The organism is Streptomyces sp. NPDC050211, assembly GCF_040656035.1.
Classification (GTDB): domain Bacteria; phylum Actinomycetota; class Actinomycetes; order Streptomycetales; family Streptomycetaceae; genus Streptomyces.
The window spans coordinates 1-2,193 of record NZ_JBFALC010000168.1 but is presented as its reverse complement, the minus strand read 5'-3'; the positions used below and the strand labels follow the sequence as shown (position 1 = coordinate 2,193).

Below are 2,193 nucleotides of genomic sequence, written 5' to 3'. Positions count from 1 at the left end.
CGCGACCACGACGCGCGCCCCCGCCTTGGCCAGCGCCAGCGCCGTGGCCCGGCCCAGCCCGCTGGCGCCGCCGGTGACGATCGCCACCTTGCCCTGGAGCGCGGCCCCGCTCTCGACCGCCGTCATGCCAGCTCCAGGACGAGCTTGCCGACGTTCTCGCCGCGGAACAGCATCTGCAACGTCTCGGGGAAGTCGTCCACGGTCCCCCTGACCACATGTTCCTTGACCTTGATGCGGCCGGCGCCGATCCAGGCGGAGATCTCCTGGGCGGCCTCCGCGTAGCGCTTGGCGTAGTCGAAGACGACGAAGCCCTCCATGCGGGCGCGGCGCACCAGCAGCGAGAGGTAGTTCGAGGGGCCCTTGACCGCGGTGGCGTTGTTGTACTGACTGATCGCACCGCACACCACGACGCGCGCGTGCATCGCCAGCCGGGTCAGGGCGGCGTCGAGGATGTCACCCCCCACGTTGTCGAAATAGACGTCGATGCCGTCGGGGGTGTGGCCGCGCAGCGCCTTCCTGACGTCCTCGGTGCGGTAGTCGATCGCCGCGTCGAATCCCAGTTCGTCGGTGAGCAACGCGCACTTCTCCGGCCCTCCGGCGATGCCCACGACCCGGCAGCCCTTGGCCTTCGCGATCTGACCCGCGATGGTGCCGACCGCGCCGGCCGCCCCCGACACCACGACGGTCTCGCCGTCCTTCAGCGCCCCGACGTCCAGCAGGCCGAAGTAGGCGGTCATGCCGGGCATGCCCAGCGCGCCCAGATACGTCGAGGGCGGGGCGAGGGAGGTGTCGATCTTCATGGCGCCCCTGCCGTCGGAGACCACGTACTCCTGGACGCCGAACGTTCCGACCACGTGATCACCCGGCTGGAAGTCGGGGTGGTTGGACATGGTGACCTCGATGACCGATCCGGCGCGCATCACCTCACCGATGCCCACCGGCGGCAGGTAGGAGGGACGGTCGTCCAGCCAGCCCCGCATCGCCGGGTCCAGGGAGATGACGCGTGCCCGGCCCGCGAACCGGCCCGGGCCCGGTTCGTCGACGGGCCCCGCGCAGTGCTCCCAGTCATTGGGGTTGACCTCGCCCTTGGGGCGGGCTGCCAGACGGATCTGGCGGTTGGTCGCAGACATCGTGCCTCCTGTCGTCGCGGCTCCCTGTGACCATACCGACCAGTAGGTACGTCGACGTGCGTGATATTGACCACAAGCCACCCTCTCCGTCAGACGCCTATGGTTCACGGGGTCGTCGAGCCCTCGGGTGCACTCATCCTGGCCGGGGCTTGGTGGACCTGGCGGGCGCGGGGGCGCCGACTGCCGCACTCGCCGCGTCCGGTGGTCATGTGGCCGGTAGGGGTGTACCAGCGCCGTGTCCTCACCCCGCGGCAACGGGGCCCGTGCGCGCGACAGCGCCGGCGTCGGCGTGTCCCACTGCTCGACCACCTGCGGACGGCCGACTGCCCGGTGACGCCCCTTGATGGCCGGATGGCGGCCATAGAACTCAAGGACGCGGGTGTCGTGGTCCCCGGGACCGGGGCGGGCATCAGATCGGCACTCGCCCGCCGCTTCGCCGCTGCGGGTGCCCGGCTCGTGATCAACGATCTGGACGCCGATGCCGCCGCCCGGGGCGCCGACGAACTCGGCGGGCTTGGCCGTACCCGGCGACGCAGGGGCGGAGTAGGGCGTGGCCGCCCTCATCGCGGCGGCGCGTGACCACCTCGGCGAGATCGTTCCGTACTGCGCGAACGCGGGGATCGAGCCCGGCGGCTCGGAGCACGCCATCTGATCGGCCCGTGGGTGGGATGGGGGCGCGGGCATCTGCTCACCACCGTCTCTGCCGCCGGTCTGCTCACGCACCTCGAATCGGCGCCGTACTCGTCCCAAGCACGGCGCGCTCGCCTTCGCCGAGTGGCTTTCGGTCCATTGCGGCGAGAAGGGCGTGACGGTCCAGGTCGTGTGCCCGCTGGGGGTGCGTACCGAGATCTACGAGCAGTCGGACGCGGCTGCGAAAGCGGTGCTCGGCGGCTCGGTGCTCGCTCCCGAGGACGTGGCCGACGAGGTGATGAAAGGGCTCGCGTACGGGCGGTTCCTGATCCTTCCCCATGGGGAAGGTCGCGGCCGGCTGAGTCGTGGTCGGCGCGGGGCGGCTCGGCGTCGCGGGGCGGCGGTGGGGGGGGCGGAAGAGGGGGGGGACCCC

2 protein-coding genes and 1 pseudogene are annotated in these 2,193 nt (G+C 71.4%); 2 read left to right on the top strand and 1 reads right to left on the bottom strand.

Going from position 1 to position 2,193, the window contains the following annotated elements; all coding sequences use genetic code 11:
• Positions 1–122: 122 nt before the first annotated feature.
• Entirely contained in the window at positions 123–1,130 is a 1,008-nt protein-coding gene (locus AB0I98_RS49740) for an NADP-dependent oxidoreductase (protein ID WP_362953139.1), read from the bottom strand.
• Between the two features lie 351 nt (positions 1,131–1,481).
• Between AB0I98_RS49740 and AB0I98_RS49735 the strand changes: the two genes are divergently transcribed.
• Positions 1,482–1,709, top strand: coding sequence for a hypothetical protein (locus AB0I98_RS49735; RefSeq protein WP_362953137.1), 228 nt, complete (start codon positions 1,482–1,484; stop codon positions 1,707–1,709).
• 226 nt (positions 1,710–1,935) lie between these two features.
• Positions 1,936–2,193 (top strand): annotated as a pseudogene (locus AB0I98_RS49730) (hypothetical protein); the annotation flags it as partial.

Bases quoted from the DNA above. Each gene is read 5' to 3' on its own strand.
- AB0I98_RS49740 (WP_362953139.1), bottom strand. From the start codon at position 1,130: ATGTCTGCGACCAACCGCCAGATCCGTCTGGCAGCCCGCCCCAAGGGC.
- AB0I98_RS49735 (WP_362953137.1), top strand. From the start codon at position 1,482: ATGGCGGCCATAGAACTCAAGGACGCGGGTGTCGTGGTCCCCGGGACC.